Genomic DNA, 16,657 nt, shown 5'->3' with positions numbered 1-16,657 from the left:
GCTTATTTATAATTTTTACTTTGACACAGAAAAATCCATATGTATTTTTTGAAGAATTTTGTATTCGTATACCTCTGCTATCATTGGATTTTTATTACAACTTAACAAAGGGTAAAGAAATATCTTTTGAAGAGTATAAAAAAATATGGAATGATGCCGTAATTAAAGAGGCTGTTTTTCTGGCATCTCCTGAGCTTTTCCTAGAAATAGAAAAGTGGTTTTCAGGTAAAATGAAAGATTCTAAAAAGACTCAGCGACTACAATCTTCTTTACTTAAATATCTCTCTCGAATGTCTTCTAGGTGTACTCCTTTTGGGATATTTGCCGGATGTGGTGTAGGTAAATTTGATAAATCCACACATATAGAATTTGATCGTTTTATCAAAAACCAAAGACAAACCAGGTTTGATATGAATTTTTTGGTTGCATTTTCTCAAAAATTATCCAAAGAAGAATATATACAAAATCAACTATCATGGTATCCCAATAATAGTCTATATAAAATAGGACAGCAATACAGATATGTTGAGTATACCTATAACAAGTATAATAACAGGCAACATAGTATAGAAGCCGTTACCCATACACCCTATTTAGAAACTATTCTCCAAAGTGCAAAATCAGGTAAAAAAGTTGAAGAATTATCTTCACTTTTAGTTAATGACGAAATATCTCTGGAGGAAGCCAAAGAATACGTAATACAACTAATTGATAATCAAATCTTGGTAAGCGAACTGGAACCTTCGGTTACGGGAAAAGATTTTTTAATTCAAATTTGTGAAACTCTAACAAAATTAGATGGTACTGAAGTTATTATTAATCAAATAAATTATTTCCAAAGGTTCCTGGATCAAATAGATCAAGCGGTTGGCAACCCTATTGATGCCTATACAAAAAGTAGCCAAGAGATAAAAAAGCTTGATGTTGTTTTTGAACCTAAGTATTTATTTCAAACAGACATGTATCCTAAAGTCCAGCAAAATGTATTGGACATCCGATTTGCTTACAAGACAAAAAGGGTAATGAGTCTTTTAAATAAAATAAGTTTTCCGCAAAAAAACTCTAATCTTCAACAATTTAAAAACGCTTTTATAAAGAGGTATGAAACCAGAGAAATTCCTCTCGCAAAAGCTTTAGACACAGAAATTGGCATTGGCTATCTTCAAAATCAAGTAGATGCTGATTACAAACCATTTTTGGAAGGTCTGAACATTCCAGCGCAAAAAGAGGATACACATAGAGTCTCATGGAATCCTGTTCATGAAATCTTACACAAGAAATTGATCCAAACGAAAGAAGATAATAGCTATACCCTACAATTATATGATCAAGATTTTGAACAGCTTCAAGAAGATTGGAATGATCTACCTGATACAATATCGTCATTAGTAGAAATCATAAAAATTGACGGGAAAGATAAAATTGTATTGCAAAACATGGGAGGTTCTTCTGCGGCTAATCTTTTAGGTCGATTTTCTACCGGAAATGCAAAAATCATGAGACAAGTTCTGGATATTGCCAATCTTGAACAAGAAATGTATCCAGATAAGCTCTTAACAGAAATTATACATCTTCCAGAATCTCGGACAGGTAATGTAATACGTAGAGCTACAATCAGAAATTATGAAATACCTTATTTAGGAAAATCAAATCTTCCAGAAGAACAGCAAATCTCCATAGATGATTTAATGATTTCTGTAAAACGTAATAAGATAATTTTACGATCTAAAACACATAATAAAGAAATCATACCCAGACTAACAAATGCTCATAATTATAGAGGGCAAAACAGCTTACCTATTTATCATTTTTTATGTGATCTTCAATACCAAAATTTAAGAGGTTCAATCGGATTCAACTGGGGAGAATTGATTAATAAAAATGCTTTTTTACCAAGAGTTGAATACAAAGAGTTTATCTTTTCTAAGGCCCGGTGGAAAATTACTGTAAAAAGTATCAATGCCTTATTTGAATCCCTTGAAGAAGGTAAAGATATTATTGAAGAACTAAAAACATTGAGATCATCGCTCCAGATCCCTAAATATGTTCAATTAATTGATAGTGATAATACTTTATTAATTAATCTAGAGAATAAATCTTCTATTGAAATGTTACTTAATGTAATCAAAAATAGAGTTCAATTTATATTAGAAGAATTTTTATTTACTGAAGAAAGTATTATCAAAAGTGATGAAAAAAACTACTCCAATCAATTTGTATTTTCTTTTTATAATGAAAAAAAAATTAGATCGTTCAAAAAAGAAAAGCGCTACACTAATAAAAACACATATCTAGAAAAATGAAAAGAATATTTTTATTAGGTGACGAATGGTTGTATTACAAATTATATTGTGGGGCGAGAATGTCTGATATCATATTAACAGAAACCGTAAAACCGTTAAGTGAACATTTAATTAAAACTAAACTTATTGACAAATGGTTTTTTATACGATATAATGATCCTGATTACCACTTGAGAGTAAGATTTCATCTTCATGATGTTAAGAAAATTAATGAAGTGATTCTTTTGATAAATAAAGCTTTAAGATCATATGTAGATGATGATATAATTTTTAAAATTCAGGTAGATACCTACCAAAGAGAGATTGAAAGATATGGATCAAATACTATTGAAGAGTCTGAACAAATGTTTTATCATGAAAGTAAGATGCTATTAGATGCTATAACATCAATACAAGATGAACAATTATATTTCTTGTTCATTTTAAAGGCAGTTCATCAATTATTAGAAAATTTCAAGTATGGAGTTAAAGAAAAGGTAATACTGGTTTCTAGAAATAAAGATAATTTTAAAACCGAATTTAATGCTGACAAAACACTTAACAAACAGCTTAATAAAAAATATACAAGTATAAAAAAAGAAATAGCTGATTTTTTTAATACAAACCATTCAAATAAAACATACGATATTTTAGATGAAGTATTGCTTAATAAAACTAATGAAACAACTAGAATTATCGATACTATTTTGAATCACAAAAAAAATGATGCTTTAGAAATACCATTAAATGAACTTATCAGCAGCTATATACATATGATGATTAATAGGGCATTTAGATCGCAACAACGTTTTTATGAGCTTATAGTTTATGATTTTTTATACAAAAAATATAACGCTGATACCATGAAAACTGTATCATTTAATTCTAATTGAAAACACATCTCTTAGGAAATGAAAAAAAATAAACACAAAATCATCTTTCTTGCCATTTTAATGTTTCTTCAAAACATTTATGCGCAAGAAATTAATGAAAATAATATAACCACATTAGCTCAAAAAAAATATACTGAGCTTTTAGAAAAATTCAATCTGCAATTAAATGATTCTGTAAAAGCTCGTGTATATGCTCAAGCTTTCTTATTAAAAGCTAAACAAGACACAAACATTATAAAAAAGGCTAATGGATATTATATGCTTGCAACAGTATCAGAACATGACAATGCTTTGTTATATGCTGATAGCATAATCACTATTACCAAAAATATAAATGATTTTGATTACCCCGCCAAAGCATATTTATTAAAAGCAAGAGTTTTTGGCTCTAAAGGATACTATCAAAAATCTATGGATGAATTAGTAAAGGCTAATTTATATGCGAACAAAAATGATAATATTGATCAAAAATTTAAAACAAAATATTTTATTGCCATTTTAAAGAATAATCTTGGAGAATACCAAGAAAGTCTAGAACTTTTACAATCAACTGTAAACTATTACGAAGACAAATTTACACAACATAGAGAGCACGAATATGATTATATTAAATCGCTCTATGCCACAGGTACCGTATATAATGCAATAAAAAAATACGATTCTGCATATGCCATCAATAAAAAAGCTATTCGTCTAAGTCTGAAATCAAAAGACAGTATTTTATACACTCGACTTTTATTGACCACCGCCATGGCTCATTATTATAAAAAACAATATCAACCTGGCCTTGACAGTATTAATAAATTAAAAAAACTAAGGGATTATAAAATTCAAGGTCCTGGCACAGCAGAAAGAGTAGAACTCTATTTAGGTAAAATATATTTTTCCCAAAATAATTTTGACGAATCCATCTATCATCTTAAAAATGTTGATTCAATAGCATTTTCTACTCAATATTTCTTTCCTAAAATAAGAGAAGCATATGAATTGTTAATCAAATATTACAAAGAACGAAAAAATACTGATAAGCAAATTTTTTATATCGATAAACTATTAACTGTAGATAGTATACTTGACAATAATTTTAAATACTTATCCAGACAAATTAATGAAGAATATTCTACGCCTAATTTAATATTAGAAAAACAAGAGATTATCGACTCTCTTGAGAAAACTAATAAGACCAAGATTATTGTTTTAGTAATATTATCCATAGTTTCTTTAGTATTATTAATAGTTCTTTTCCTAAACGAGAAAAAGAAAAGAACCTACAAAAAGAGATTTCTGGAGTTATTAGATAACAATAAAAAACCGTCTATACATAAAACAGAAGCAATAACTATTGATAAGAAACCTGAAAATGCTAAACCCACCGATATAGGGATTTCAGAAATTATAGTCAATGACATCCTCAAGAATTTGGAATCTTTCGAAAAAAACAATGAGTTTTTAGAAGCTAATCTAACAGTAAGTAGTCTATCTAAAAGATTTAAAACAAATTCTAAATATTTATCCAAAGTAATTAATATGCATAAGGATAAAAGTTTTAGCAATTATGTAAATGAACTGAGAATTGATTATGTAGTTGAAGAATTAAAATCAAACTCGAAATTCAGAAAATATACAATCAAAGCTATCGCAAATGAAATAGGTTTTAATACGACCGAAGCTTTTTCTAAATCTTTTTATAAAACTACAGGAATTTATCCATCATTTTTCCTAAAACAACTCGAAAAACAGCAATTTAATACGGAAAATCAATAAAACACATAAGTGTTTGATTTTCAATATTTTAAAAATCTGTTTTCAGGAATCCAGACATCTGCATTCCTGAAAACCAGACCACTACACCATAAATTACTCTTTGTTTTTGCGATTTACCTATACTTTAGCACCATCAACAAATCATAAAAACAAAAACATGAAAACTTCACACAACTCAAAGACTAAACTTACTTTAGAAAAATTAAGAATTACTAAACTTGATAACCTTGATACCATTAAAGGAGGAGCTCTAGGAATGCAAAATAGAGCCAATACAACTTTTGGTTCTGATACTTTTGGTGAAGAATGTTACCAAGGAGATCTTGACTTAATGTAACACTATAAGGTAAATTGAAGAATTCAAAAACTCTATAAAAAACAAATACTGCAAATAGGGAAAATCACAAATTAAAAAAACACAACATGAAAGCAATAAACAATCCAAAGGCTAAACTTACACTTGATAAATTAAGAATTACTAAACTTGATAACCTTGATCTTATTAAAGGAGGAGTTCAAGGAAATCAGAACAGAGTTAATTTTCAAATTAAGTCTGACACTTTTGTTCGAGAAATATGTAATGTAGGAGAAGATCTAAAGTAGTAAAAGCATTAGAATTAAACTACCCTTAAGTTTTCTATATGTATAAATTGAAAAACACATTACACCTATTCAATTTGAAAGTTCTTAAAACATATTATTAATTCCATATATAGTTTCCTTCTCATATCAAAAAATGTGAGAAGGAAACTATATACTTTATCGAAACAAAAAGAATCTAAAAGTCAAAAATTTAGAATAGTTACAACCAATTCAATATTACTAAACGCTCATTAGAATATCCTCAAAATTAAAAACTCAATCCCTGCAAATGAATTTATTAAATTATGTATAGAAAATTTGTATTCATTTTTGTCATTTTATCTCCATATTTAATTTTACCCCAAGATAAAAAAGACATTTTACCTCCCAAAACTGTGATCGAAATATATCATGGTCAAAAAATTGAAGATCCTTACCGATATGCCGAAAACCTGAATAATCCGCAAGTTAGCCAATGGATTCAAACACAAAATAAAATCTCTACAGATCTATTAAATAGAATCGAAAAAAAACAATACTTAATCGATAAACAAATAGAATTTGATACTAAAAAAGAGCATGTTATAACTAAATTAAAGGTAACCGAAAACGACAATCATTTCTACTTAAAAAGATTACCTAATGAGAATGCCCCCAAACTCTATTATAGAAAAACATTCTCTAGTAAGGAAGAATTTTTATATGATCCTAAAGAATTCGATCCAAATTCTAAAGCTGAATATATAATAAATTATATCCAACCCAACTGGGATGGGTCTAAAATTGTAGTTAGTATAACTACAAAAGGCAAAGAAGTTTCTCAAATGATTATTATTGACGTACCTTTAAAAAAGGTACTGCCCGAAGTAATAGACAACGCATGGCCATCTTATTTAGGTGGCGTAACATGGTTACCAGATAATACCAGTTTCATATATCTACATTACCCCTGTATAGATGTAACCTCTATGGAGTTTTTAAATAACACCAAATCTGTACTTTACAAACTAGGGGACGATCCAAAAAGCATAAAAGAGATATTCTCGTATTCAAATAATCCAAAACTAAAATTAAAAGAAGATGATTTTCCTATCATTAAGTTTGAAAGTAAGGAAAGTAAATATTTGATTGGAAAAACTCCAGGAGTAGGTAGTTACTATAATTCATATTATCTCCCGATTGATGAAATTGAAACCAAAAACTGGAAACCGCTGTTCAAGAAATCTCATCAAGTAAAAAAAAGCATTTTAAAGGGTGATTCTATTATTTTTCAAACTTCAAAAAATGCCCCTAACTTCAAAATATGCATTACTTCAATTATAAATCCAAATTTTGACAACCCAAAAATACTCGTAAAAGAAAATAAACATGAAGTCATTACAGGTTTTGAGTTAACCAAAGATGGATTATATGTTGTTAAAAGTAAAAATGGTGTAAAAGCTAGCTTATATAAATATGATGACAAAACTATTAAGGAAATAAAACTCCCCAAGGTCTATGGTAATATTAATATTACTGCAAAAGGGCTAAAATACTCTGAATTATGGATCACCGCAATCGGTTGGACCTCCGACAACAAACGATATGAATACGACAATCATAATCTTATTGATAAAAATCTAAATGAGACTATAAGCAGTAAACTGTTTGACGAAATTATTGTAGAAGAAATCGAAATAGAAGCCCATGACGGAGAAAAAATCCCTCTATCTATACTCTATAAAAAAGGAACACAAAAAGACGGTAAAAACCGCCTTTTAATGGATGGCTATGGAGCTTATGGTATTTCTTTCACACCTACTTTTTCTTTACGTAGATTGCTCTGGGTTTTAGAAGGAGGAATATTTGCAACTGCTCATGTAAGAGGTGGAGGAGAAAAAGGTGATGCTTGGCACAAAGGAGGATATAAATCTACAAAACCTAATACCTGGAAAGATTTCATATCCTGCGCCGAATACTTAGTATCACAAAAATACACATCAAAAGAAAAACTAGCCATCTGGAGTGGAAGTGCAGGTGGAATAATGGTAGGAAGAGCAATTACTGAAAAACCCGACCTGTTTGCTGCAGCAATTATAGAATTTGGTTCTTTAAACATGTTACGTTCAGAAATGAGAGCTAATGGAGCAACAAACATAAAAGAGTTTGGAGCCCTTAGCGATTCTACAGAGTTTAAAAGTTTACTAAAAATGGACGCATATCACCATATTAAATATGGAGAAGAGTATCCAGCAACCTTATTAACCGCAGGTTTAAATGATGCTAGAGTACCTGCATGGTTTTCTGTGAAATTTGCAGCAAAACTTCTAATGGCTAATATATCTGAGAAAAAGAATTTATTATTAATCGATAAAGATGCGGGACACGGTATTGACAACACCAAATTAAAACAATTTGAAAGATTTGCCACGGTTTTTACTTTTGCATTTTGGCAAACCGGTCATCCGGATTATCAACCAAAAAACAGCAGGTGATTAAAATAGAATTAGGATGTTATTCCTTTAAAAAAGAAATCACTACAATCCTTTTTTAGTTAAACGAAAAAAACCTGAAGAAAAATCTTCAGGTTTTTTATTCTGTGGGCGCGAAGGGATTCGAACCCCTGACCCCTTGGGTGTAAACCAAGTGCTCTGAACCAACTGAGCTACGCGCCCTTAATGTTTTTTTGCAATACTACTTCCTGATTGCGGATGCAAATATAAGACAGTTTTATAGTCTACCAAAAGAATTTTGAAGAAAAATTAAATTATTTCTGCAACGACAAATGTACTTCCGCCTACATATATCACATCTTGATCTGCAGCATCCTGTAATGCAGCATTGTACGCATTTTTAACTGACGCATACTCTTCGCCTTTTAATTTAAATTTTAATGCTTCGTCTTTCAATTTTTTCTCATCAAGCCCTCTAAGAATATTCGGTTTCGCAAAATAATATTGAGCATCTTTAGGCAAATAAGGCAAAATTGTATTTAAATCTTTATCATTAACTACTCCAAAAACAAAATGAAGTCGATTATATCTTTCTTTTGATAATTGCTTCATAACGGGGATTAACCCATCTGCATTATGAGCCGTATCACATATTACTTTAGGAACCTCTCTAAGAATCTGCCACCGTCCTAATAGCCCAGTATTTGCGACAACAGAACCTAATCCTCGTTGAATATCCTGTTTTTTAATCTGCCAACCTTTTGCTCGCAAAATAGAAACCGTTTGTAAAGCCGTTTTCATGTTTTCCTTTTGATAATTACCTTTCAAATCACTATCGTAAAGTGGTTCGGTATACTCTTCAGCAAAATACAAATCACTTTGATGCATATCTGCTTTTTCTTGAAAAACGTTCTTGGTTTCGGTGGTAGCTCTTCCAATCACAACAGGAATATTATCTTTAATTATCCCTGCCTTTTCTTTAGCTATTTCAGGAATCGTATTTCCAAGAAAACGAGTGTGATCTAGTCCAATATTAGTAATTACAGAGACTTCTGGTTTAATGATATTAGTAGAATCTAATCTTCCTCCTAAACCAACTTCAATAACAGCAATATCTACATTGGATTCTGCAAAAAACTGAAATGCCATTCCTACGGTCATTTCAAAAAATGACAATTGATTTTTTTCAAAATACGATCGATGTCTTTGAATAAAATCTACAACATATTCTTTCGAAATCTTCTCACCATTAATTCTAATACGCTCTCTAAAATCTTTAAGATGTGGCGAGGTGTATAATCCAACTTTATAACCAGCTTCTTGTAGTATAGAGGCCAACATATGGCTGGTAGAGCCTTTTCCGTTTGTACCTGCTACATGAACACTTTTAAATTTGGCCTCAGGATTATCAAGATAAGAAGCTAAATCAAAAGTATTACTAAGATCAATTTTATATGCACTAGCACCTTGACGTTGATACATTGGCAATTGGGTAAACATCCAATCCAGTGTCTCAGTATATGTCATAAAAATATTATTCTGAAAGTTTAAATTGATAGATAATGACGCCAACCTGTTTTACAGGCGCCTTAGAGTCGCTATTAAATCGTGTGGCTAAAGCTGCTCTTTTTGCAGGTTCCATCAAACATGGCGTACTATTTGTAGTTCCTTTAACTCCAGGAGTAGCTCTAATAACATTTCCGTTTTGATTAACTTCTATCTTTACAACAACAATACCTGACTCATTGCAATTTTGAACAAATTTTTCTTTATTTAAGGCTTTACGTCCTCCTAATCGGTAATTACCATCTCCATCTAACCCTTTACCAGTCCCATAATACGATTTAGCATTAGGATCTCCATTTGGATTTCCTTTATCGCCAGGTGATTTATCATTTCCTTCTCCTCCTTTTGCTGTTCCATCACTTTTTGGACCATTAGAAAAGCTATTGAGAATATCTAAAGTAGATTTATCTGGTTTAGGATCTGGTTTTTTCTGCTCCACCTTTTTAATAGGCTTCTCAACCGATTTTTCGACCGTCTTTTGTTTTGAAATGTTTTTTTCAGGTTTCTTTTTCGGTAGCTCTGTCTTTTTCTTTTTTGGTTTTTTATCTATTACTGGAGCATCTTCTATATCTTGAGTAACTACCTTATCTCTAATTTCTGGTACTACCTTTTGTACATCAGAAGTAGGAGGTGTCGGTTTTTGAGAAGTTTGTTTTGGAGATGATTTTATAGGTTTATTAGGTTGAACTTTACCCGATCCTGCTATAGTGGTTCCAAAATTTAAAGCAATACCACTTTCTTCTTCTGGATCAATGTAGCTTAAGCCCAGATAAAACAATAAAAAAACGATCCCTATGTGTACAATCAATGTTAACACAAAGGACTTTCTTTTATGTTTTGTATCGAGCTTTATCATTTCTATTCGGGTTTCACCGCTAATATAACTTTGAATTTATTACGATTTGCTATATCCATCACACCTACTGCTTTTTCTATAGGAACACCTTCTTCGGCTCTCAAAATAATTGTAGGCTCATTTTGCCCTTCTAAACGTGACAATAACAAAGATTCTAAGCGGCTTTGACTTATTCTCTCATCATCAATATAATACTGCAACTTATTGGTTATACTAACCGATATATTCTGCACATTAGAGCTTTTACCTTTAGCTTTTGGCAATACTAAATCCAAGGCTTCCGGGGTAATTGCAGGAGAAGTTAGTAAGAAAAAAACCAATAACAGAAATACAATATCTGTCATCGATGACATACTAAACTCCGGACTTACTTTATTTCTTCCTCTTAAATTCATATTATGCAGGTTCGTTTAACAAATCTAAGAAATCCACTGCATTAGCTTCCATACTATGAATCACCTTATCAGTTCTTACTACAAGGTGGTTATATCCAATATAAGCTATAATTCCTACTACTAATCCACCAACAGTGGTGGTCATGGCAGTATAAATACCTTCTGCAAGAACTCCCATATCCGCAGTTCCAGAACTAGATGCTAAATTATGAAATGCCAAAATCATGCCAATTACGGTTCCTAAAAAACCAATCATAGGCGCGGCTCCTGCTACAGTTGCCAAAATACTTACATTCTTTTCTAGTTTGTATACTTCCAGTCGACCTGCATTTTCAATAGCTTTATTAATATCTTCTAAAGAATGACCTATTCTAGAAATCCCTTTTTCGGTTAGTCGGGCTACTGGATTATTTGTTTGCGCACATAAGATTTTTGCTGCTTCAATTTTACCACTGACAACATTGTCTCTAATCTTACTCATAAAGCTCTCATCGTATTTTGAGGCTGCTTTAATAGCAAAAAGTCTTTCAAAATATATATAAACTGCAACAAACAGTAATACAAATAAAATAGCAATGATTACTATTGCTCCTGTTCCACCACTAAGTAAAAGATCCATTATAGATAATGTTTTTTCTTCGTTAGTTGTAGACTCACTGGCTTTTTGGGCTAAAGCGCTAAGCATAAATAAATTTATCATTTTAGTTTTGTTAATTTAGTGTTAGTATACTAACGTTATTTCTACAGGTTAAGTATATGTTTTTTTGTATTTATAGTACGTAAATAATTCCTAATAAACCAATACCTCCTAGTACTATTGTATATGGAAAAGCCATTTTTACCATTCTAGTATATGACAAACCTATTAAAGGAGCTAAAGAAGAAGTTAATAAGAATAAGAATGCTGCCTGACCGTTAGGCGTTGCAACACTTGGTAAATTTGTTCCGGTATTTATAGCTACTGCTAGTTTTTCAAATTGATCTCTAGTAATAACTCCATTATCAAATGCTTGTTTCACTTCGCCTATATATACCGTAGCCACAAAGACATTATCACTTATCATAGACAATACTCCATTTGCAACATAAAACATGGCGGGTTGATCTTCTGGTTTTAGGGTTAAGGCCCATTCGATAATCGGAGAAAATAGATGTTGATCATGAATCATCGCTACAATCACAAAGAACACCACAAGCAATCCTGTAAAAGGCAATGCTTCTTCAAAAGCGGGTCCTAATTGATGTTCGTCAATAATTCCCATAAATGCCGTTTGTACTACGATAAGCGCTAAGCCAATAAAACCAACTGGGGCCAGGTGCAATGCAAGCCCAATAATCAATAATAAAGCAGAAACAGCTTGTACAATTAGTCCATATTTAGATTTATCTGATCGGCTTGCATCTTCTTCTTCGGTATATCGTTCAATAATTGTTCTTGCTACATCGGGTAGTTTAGCTCCAAAACCAAATACTTTAGTCCCTTCTAGAACCATTGTGGTCAAAAGCCCAGCTCCTAAAACGGGTATCGAAATTGGGGCCATTTTTAAGAAGAATTCAATGAAATCCCAACCCATTCTCTCTCCTATCAATAAATTTTGAGGTTCTCCCACCAAAGTACATACTCCTCCAAGTGCCGTTCCTACGACTCCATGCATAACCAAACTTCTTAAAAAGCTTCTAAATTGCTCCAGTGTTTCGCCGCTTAATTCTTTTCTATCGAGTACTCCACTTTCGTCATAATCTCCAGACCCTGAATGAATTTTATGATATACTCCATAAAACCCAACAGCCACGCTAATTAAAACCGCGGTTACTGTCAATGCATCCAAAAATGCCGACAGTACTGCTGCCAGAAACACAAACAATAAAGAGAGTATCATTTTGGATTTTATCTTGGTAAACACCTTACTAAAAATATACATCAGTAAGGGCTTCATGAAATAAATACCGGCAACCATAAAAACTAGTAATAAAATTACCTCCAGATTTTGATCTACCTCATGATAAGCCTTTTTAGGGGTTGTAAGATTCAATATTAGAATTTGAATCGCCAACAAACCTCCTGACTGCAGTGGATAACACTTAAGTGCCATTGCCAAAGTAAAAATAAACTCTCCTATAAACAACCAAGCTGTAATAGTGGCCCCTAAAGTGAAATAAGAAAATACATTAAAAATTAAAAATCCGATCATTACAGTTTTAAACCATTTTGGGCTATTACCTAGAAAATATTTAAACATAGTTATACTTGGTTATTCGATTAATATTATATCAGTTGCTTAAGAGCTATCTCAAAAGCTGTTTTACTTATATTTGTTTTTGTTTGTAAAGTATTATATGTGTTTTGAATTGCTTTTTTTATAGTTTCTGAAGTATCTTTAAAAATTGCTTCATCGGTCATTTGTACTTTTCGCTCCATAAAGTAAGCAAAAACTCTCGCCATTCCACAATTAGAAATAAAATCTGGGATTAAACTCACTCTTTCATCAGTATATTCCATAATAGGGCCAAAGAATATTTCTTTGTCTGCAAAAGGAACATTGGCACCACAAGAAATAACCTCCAAACCTGCACTAATCATACTCGTAATTTGATCTTTTGTGATTAACCTTGATGCAGCACAAGGAGCAAAAATCTCGGTTGGTAACGACCAAATTTTTTCATTCATTTCCTCAAAAGAAATCAATGATTCGTTATAGAGTTTATTTCCCTTTTTATTAAGATATAATTGCTTTATTTCTTCAAAAGAAAATCCTTCTTCTTTTATAAGTCCTCCAGCATGATCTATAATACCTACAACTTTAGCCCCCATTTCAGAAAGATAGTAAGCAGCGGCCGATCCAACATTTCCAAAACCTTGAACAATGGCTCTTTTTCCCTTTACATCGCCTCCATACACTTCATAATAATGACGCACAGCTTCGGCCACGCCATATCCTGTAATCATATCGGCAACAGTATATTTTCTGGAAACATCGGGAGAAAAAGTAGTATTTTCTAAAACTTTAATAACCCCTTGTCTTAATTGTCCTATTCTATTTATCTTATCGGCCTCTGATGGTTGAAAATGTCCATTAAAAACACCTTCTTGTGGGTGCCAAACACCACATTCCTCAGTAATAGGAATCACTTCATGGATTTCATCTACATTTAGATCTCCCCCTGTACCATAATAACTTTTTAAAAGTGGAGACACTGCTTTATACCAACGTTTAAGCACTCCTTTTTTTCGAGGATCATTAGGATCAAAATTAATTCCAGATTTGGCACCTCCTATTTCTGGACCAGATACTGTAAATTTTACTTCCATAGTTTTTGCTAAAGAAAGTACCTCATTCATATCTAATCCCTGACGCATTCTAGTACCACCTCCTGCAGCACCACCTCGCAATGAATTTATAACAGTCCATCCCTCTGCTTCTGTTTCGGAATCCTTCCAATTAAAGACAATTTCTGGAGCCTTATTTTCGTATTTTTTTAATAATTCTTTCATTGATAATGATTTCAATTTATTAGGCATTTAACTCTATGTTCTAAAAACAACACCAATAGTGTTGATCTATTTTTTTAATTAAAAAACAATCCCCCAAACGGAGGTTAGAGCTGAGTCATATTAAAGAATATTACAATAAATTGAACTATTGTCGATATGCGACTCACAAATATAAAAAACTAAACATGGCAAAAGCTTAAATAAAATAAAATTATACCCCCTTAAGCATACTTTTTTCAATGAAGAATATTCAATTTTATCAAAGCATATGGATTCGTTTTTTAAATTTCTATGTTAAAAAAATGATGTTATCAAAAAATAAAAAAAACATTAAAACTATCATATTATCAACTATATTTGTAAGATTAATAAAAATATCGAAGTTATCTCGATTTATTTTCATCAAAAACCAAAAATTGCGTGTTATGCACGCACAGTAAATCATAAAGAAATATGGACTTTAAACTATCCGAAGAACAATTAATGATACGCGATGCAGCTCGCGATTTTGCAAAAGCTGAATTACTACCAGGAGTGATAGAACGTGATAATAAACAAGAATTTCCTACCGAACAAGTAAAAAGGATGGGAGAGCTTGGTTTCTTAGGAATGATGGCTTCTCCAGAATACGGAGGTGGTGGTATGGATACTGTTTCTTATGTTTTAGCCATGGAAGAGTTATCTAAAATCGATGCTTCTTGTTCTGTAATTGTTTCTGTAAATAATTCTTTGGTATGTTGGGGACTTGACACTTATGGAACTCCTGAGCAAAAAGAAAAATATTTATCAAAATTAACAACAGGAGAATCGATAGGAGCTTTCTGTTTATCTGAACCTGAAGCTGGAAGTGATGCTACCTCGCAAAAGACAACAGCAATAGACAAAGGAGATCATTATATTTTAAATGGAACCAAAAACTGGATTACTAATGGTGGAAGTGCAGATTATTATTTAGTAATTGCTCAAACTGATAGAGAAAAAAAGCATAGAGGTATCAATGCATTTATCGTAGAAAAAGGATGGGAAGGTTTTGAAGTTGGTCCAAAAGAAGATAAACTTGGAATTCGTGGTAGTGACACTCATTCTCTTATTTTTAATGATGTAAAAGTTCCAAAAGAAAACCGCATTGGCGAAGATGGTTTTGGTTTTAAATTTGCAATGAAAACTCTTGCTGGTGGACGTATTGGTATTGCTGCTCAAGCCTTGGGTATTGCCGCAGGCGCTTATGAGCTAGCAAAAGAATATTCCAAGGTTAGAAAGGCTTTTGGTACTGAAATTATGAATCATCAAGCCATAGCTTTTAAACTTGCAGACATGCATACACAAATAGAAGCTGCAAGAATGTTGGTATATAAAGCCGCAATGGATAAAGACAATCATGAAAGCTATGATTTATCGGGTGCAATGGCAAAATTGTATGCCTCTCAAGTAGCAATGGATGTTACTGTTGAGGCCGTACAGGTACATGGTGGTAATGGTTTTGTAAAAGAATACCATGTAGAACGTTTAATGAGAGATGCTAAGATTACGCAGATCTATGAAGGAACTAGTGAAATTCAGAAAATCGTAATATCCCGAAGTATTCTTAAGGATTAATTTAATAAAGAATTACTAAATATAATAGCCCAAATTATAGATGATAATTTGGGCTATTATATTTAGTAATTACTTGTAACCGAAAACAAGTTATCGATCTCTTTAAAAGAAAGTTTTCCTAATAATTTTCCTTCAGGAGAAATAAGAAATTTTGCAGGGATCTCTGAGACTCCATATTTTCTTGCTATTGAGGACAACATTACATACCTGTTCTGATTAACAATCTGATTCTTCCATAAGAATCCATCTTTTTTGACCGCTTTTTTCCATGATAAGGAGTCTTTTTCTAATGCAATGGTTACTATAGTAAGTCTATCAGAATATTTTTGATGAAGCTTAACCAATTTAGGGTTTTCCTTTCGACAAGGTGGGCACCATGAACCCCAGAAATCGAGTAAAACATAACCTCCTTCTAAATCAGATAGCTTAAAAGGCGTACCATCTACTAAAGTTGCTTCAAAGTCAGGAGCTTGTTCTCCTTCATCCACACCAGAATATTTAGTAAATAGATAAAACACACTACCCCCAATTATTATAACAAATATTATATATTGAAATAGTTTTTTCATATGGTTATTGATTTGTATTTCTAAAAATACACATTCTACTATAGATAGTCGTTACAATCTTAAATTCACAACATAAAAAACAGGATATAAAAAAAACCCTTCATTATGATAATGAAGGGTTTTCAAGGAAGGCGGCGACCTACTCTCCCACGATTGTAGTACCATTGGCGCTAACGGGCTTAACTTCTCTGTTCGGAATGGTAAGAGGTGAGCCCCGATGCTATAACCA

14 protein-coding genes, 1 tRNA gene and 1 rRNA gene are annotated in these 16,657 nt (G+C 31.9%); 7 read left to right on the top strand and 9 right to left on the bottom strand.

The window, feature by feature from the left end; translation table 11 throughout:
* Positions 1-20 precede the first annotated feature (20 nt).
* The 6 genes from JJQ60_RS20460 to JJQ60_RS20435 all read left to right on the top strand — a co-directional run bounded on the left by JJQ60_RS20460 (position 21) and on the right by JJQ60_RS20435 (position 7,995).
* The gene (locus JJQ60_RS20460; protein ID WP_201924380.1) at positions 21-2,303 is read left to right on the top strand and encodes a lantibiotic dehydratase family protein; all 2,283 of its coding nucleotides are present in this window, start codon (positions 21-23) and stop codon (positions 2,301-2,303) included.
* Complete coding sequence (locus tag JJQ60_RS20455) at positions 2,300-3,175, top strand: thiopeptide-type bacteriocin biosynthesis protein (protein ID WP_201924379.1); 876 nt, start codon at positions 2,300-2,302, stop codon at positions 3,173-3,175. The genes JJQ60_RS20460 and JJQ60_RS20455 overlap by 4 nt, the downstream gene beginning before the upstream one ends.
* Positions 3,176-3,193: 18 nt before the next feature.
* Positions 3,194-4,939: a helix-turn-helix domain-containing protein gene (locus JJQ60_RS20450; RefSeq protein ID WP_201924378.1), complete on the top strand. Its 1,746-nt coding sequence runs from the start codon at positions 3,194-3,196 to the stop codon at positions 4,937-4,939.
* A gap of 157 nt (positions 4,940-5,096) precedes the next feature.
* The gene (locus JJQ60_RS20445) at positions 5,097-5,276 is read left to right on the top strand and encodes a hypothetical protein (protein ID WP_201924377.1); all 180 of its coding nucleotides are present in this window, start codon (positions 5,097-5,099) and stop codon (positions 5,274-5,276) included.
* 86 nt (positions 5,277-5,362) lie between these two features.
* Positions 5,363-5,542: a hypothetical protein gene (locus JJQ60_RS20440; protein WP_201924376.1), complete on the top strand. Its 180-nt coding sequence runs from the start codon at positions 5,363-5,365 to the stop codon at positions 5,540-5,542.
* Positions 5,543-5,826: 284 nt separating this feature from the next.
* The gene (locus JJQ60_RS20435; protein ID WP_201924375.1) at positions 5,827-7,995 is read left to right on the top strand and encodes a prolyl oligopeptidase family serine peptidase; all 2,169 of its coding nucleotides are present in this window, start codon (positions 5,827-5,829) and stop codon (positions 7,993-7,995) included.
* A gap of 105 nt (positions 7,996-8,100) precedes the next feature.
* Here JJQ60_RS20435 and JJQ60_RS20430 read toward each other — a convergent pair.
* The 7 genes from JJQ60_RS20430 to JJQ60_RS20400 all read right to left on the bottom strand — a co-directional run bounded on the left by JJQ60_RS20430 (position 8,101) and on the right by JJQ60_RS20400 (position 14,263).
* A tRNA-Val gene (locus JJQ60_RS20430) sits at positions 8,101-8,175 on the bottom strand.
* A gap of 87 nt (positions 8,176-8,262) precedes the next feature.
* A complete protein-coding gene (locus JJQ60_RS20425) occupies positions 8,263-9,480 on the bottom strand; it encodes a bifunctional folylpolyglutamate synthase/dihydrofolate synthase (RefSeq protein WP_201924374.1) in 1,218 nt (405 codons plus the stop codon).
* 7 nt (positions 9,481-9,487) lie between these two features.
* Entirely contained in the window at positions 9,488-10,375 is an 888-nt protein-coding gene (locus tag JJQ60_RS20420) for an energy transducer TonB (protein WP_201924373.1), read from the bottom strand.
* Positions 10,376-10,377: 2 nt separating this feature from the next.
* The gene (locus JJQ60_RS20415; RefSeq protein ID WP_201924372.1) at positions 10,378-10,770 is read right to left on the bottom strand and encodes an ExbD/TolR family protein; all 393 of its coding nucleotides are present in this window, start codon (positions 10,768-10,770) and stop codon (positions 10,378-10,380) included.
* 1 nt (position 10,771) lies between these two features.
* Positions 10,772-11,455 (bottom strand): MotA/TolQ/ExbB proton channel family protein, encoded by a 684-nt coding sequence (locus JJQ60_RS20410; RefSeq protein WP_394369558.1) that lies wholly within the window; start codon positions 11,453-11,455, stop codon positions 10,772-10,774.
* 85 nt (positions 11,456-11,540) lie between these two features.
* On the bottom strand, positions 11,541-13,010 hold the full coding sequence (nhaB, locus tag JJQ60_RS20405; protein ID WP_201924368.1) for a sodium/proton antiporter NhaB: 1,470 nt from the start codon (positions 13,008-13,010) through the stop codon (positions 11,541-11,543).
* 26 nt (positions 13,011-13,036) lie between these two features.
* Complete coding sequence (locus tag JJQ60_RS20400; RefSeq protein WP_201924366.1) at positions 13,037-14,263, bottom strand: Glu/Leu/Phe/Val dehydrogenase dimerization domain-containing protein; 1,227 nt, start codon at positions 14,261-14,263, stop codon at positions 13,037-13,039.
* 453 nt (positions 14,264-14,716) lie between these two features.
* Here JJQ60_RS20400 and JJQ60_RS20395 point away from each other — a divergent pair, with 453 nt between their 5' ends.
* Positions 14,717-15,859, top strand: a complete 1,143-nt coding sequence (locus tag JJQ60_RS20395) for an acyl-CoA dehydrogenase (RefSeq protein WP_201924365.1) — start codon at positions 14,717-14,719, stop codon at positions 15,857-15,859.
* 62 nt (positions 15,860-15,921) lie between these two features.
* Here JJQ60_RS20395 and JJQ60_RS20390 read toward each other — a convergent pair whose 3' ends face one another.
* Complete coding sequence (locus JJQ60_RS20390) at positions 15,922-16,428, bottom strand: TlpA family protein disulfide reductase (protein ID WP_201924364.1); 507 nt, start codon at positions 16,426-16,428, stop codon at positions 15,922-15,924.
* Positions 16,429-16,554: 126 nt separating this feature from the next.
* A 5S ribosomal RNA gene (gene rrf / locus JJQ60_RS20385) occupies positions 16,555-16,657 on the bottom strand; the annotation flags it as partial.

It is taken from the genome of Aquimarina mytili, assembly GCF_016735115.1.
GTDB classification, from domain to species: Bacteria; Bacteroidota; Bacteroidia; order Flavobacteriales; family Flavobacteriaceae; genus Aquimarina; species Aquimarina mytili.
The sequence above is the reverse complement of the archived record's forward strand: the minus strand, read 5'-3'. Positions and strand labels throughout refer to the sequence as shown.